We start from the raw sequence: 2,041 nt of genomic DNA, 5'->3' as shown, positions 1-2,041 counted from the left end.
AACCAGGACTGGAAACTGTTCGCGGCCTACAGCTACAACACCGAGACATTCAGCGCCAACCAGCTCCGCATCACCGGCATCAACGCCAAGACCGGCGCCGAGACCCGCAGCAATGACGGCACGCAGGGCTCGCTCAGCAATGCGAGCTACGGCACCTCCTATCTGCAGGGCAATGTCTGGCTCGGCGGCTTCCGCAACGAGGTGCTGTTCGGCGGTGACGGCCAGTACCGCACGATCTACCGTGACAATCTGATCCGGCAGGCGACGCCGAGCTTCAACTTCTATAATCCGGTCTATGGGCTGATCACGCCGGGCACCACGGTGTCCGCCGTCGACAGCGCCCAGACCGACAAACTCGGCCAGTGGTCGCTGTTCTTCCAGGACACGCTGCATCTGACCGAGCGCTTCGCACTGGTCGGCGGCGTACGCTACATGGAATACGACCAGATCGCGGGCAAGGGGCGGCCCTTCATCACCAACACCAACGTCTCGCAGGACAAGGCCCTGCCGCTCGGCGGCGCCATTCTCAAGCTCACCGACGAGGTCTCGCTCTATGCGAGTAACACCCAGTCGCTGAAGCCGACCTCGACCATCGCGCCGCTCACCGGCGGCGTCGTGATCGGATCCAACATCGCGCCCGAAGAGGGCACCCAGTGGGAGACTGGCGTCAAGTTCGACTTCAACAAGCGAATCTCCGGTACGCTTGCGCTTTACGATATCGACAAGAAGAACGTGCTGGTTTCGCAGCTCAACACCACGACCGGCATCGTCGAGTATCGCACCGCCGGCAAGGAGCGCTCGCGCGGCGTGGAGTTCGACGTCACCGGCAGGCTGACCGACAATTGGAGCATGATCGGCAGCTATGGCTACACCGATGCGCGCGTCACCGAAGATCCGGTGCTTGTCGGCAAAGCGTTGCAGAACGTCGCGCTCAACACCGCCTCGCTCTATCTGGTCTATGATTTCGGCACCACCCTGCCCGGCCGGCTGCGTCTCGGGGGCGGCGCGCGCTATGTCGGCGACCGGCCCGGCGATGCCGCGAACAGCTTCGTGCTGCCGGCCTACACCGTCGCTGATTTCTTTGCGACCTACGAGACCAAGGTCCAGACGTTGCCGGTGGTCTACCAGTTCAACGTCAAGAACCTGTTCGACACCGTCTACTATCCCTCGGCCGTCAGCAATCTGGCCGTCGCGATGGGCGATGCGCGGCGCTTCTCGCTCTCGGCGACGGTGAAATTCTAGCATGGTCACCGCACGGACAGCGATCGGACTGCTCGCCGTCCTGGCCGCGCTCGCGTGCGCCTGCACCCCGGTCCGCGCCGACGAGCTGACGCTCTACTCGACCCGCGAAGCCAATCTTGTCGAGCCTGTCGTCGCGGCCTTCACGGCGACGACCGGCACCAAGGTCAAGACCGTGTTTGTCGAGGACAGCCTGGTCAAGCGACTGACATCCGAGGGCGACAATTCACCCGCCGATGTCCTGCTCAGCATCGGCCTCGACAAGACGACCCAGCTTGCCGCGCGCGGGCTGACGCAAGCTCATGCATCGCCCGCACTTGACCAGGCGATGCCGGCGAACCTGCGCGGCGGCAACGGTCAGTGGATCGCGCTCACGATCCGTCCGCGTGTGGTATTCGCACGCAAGGACAGCCCCCTCGCCGCGATCACGTATGAAGAGCTCGCCGATCCCAGATGGCGCGGCAAATTGTGCATGCGGCCGGCCGCGCACCAGAACAATGTGGCGCTGATCGCGGCCTACCTTACGCATCACGGAACAGATGCGACGCAGTCCTGGCTCGCCGGGCTGAAGGCCAATCTCGCCCGCAAGCCAACCGGCAAGGACAACGACGTAGTCCGCGAGATCGCGGAAGGACGCTGCGAGATCGGGATCGGCAACACGGTCGCGCTCGCGCAACTCCGCGACGGCCGCGAAGGCAACGACTGGCGCGCATGGGCGGACGCCGTGAAGGCGGTGCCGACTGCGTTCGCGGGCGGCGGCAGTCACGTCAACCTGACCGGTGCCGCGATCGCCCGGCACGCG

The 2,041-nt window shown here is 64.7% G+C and carries 2 protein-coding genes; both read left to right on the top strand.

The window, feature by feature from the left end; translation table 11 throughout:
* Positions 1-1,242 (top strand): TonB-dependent siderophore receptor (locus tag VF497_RS09375; protein ID WP_330887982.1); only part of this gene is annotated, 1,242 nt, incomplete at its 5' end.
* Position 1,243: 1 nt separating this feature from the next.
* Positions 1,244-2,041, top strand: a 798-nt coding sequence (locus VF497_RS09370) for a substrate-binding domain-containing protein (RefSeq protein WP_330887980.1), incomplete at its 3' end; no start/stop codon positions are given.

Origin of the sequence: Rudaea sp. (genome assembly GCF_036383415.1) — a bacterium.
Taxonomy (GTDB): Bacteria; Pseudomonadota; Gammaproteobacteria; order Xanthomonadales; family Rhodanobacteraceae; genus Rudaea.
Note: the sequence above shows the minus strand (reverse complement) of the source record. Positions and strands in the feature narration are given on the sequence as shown.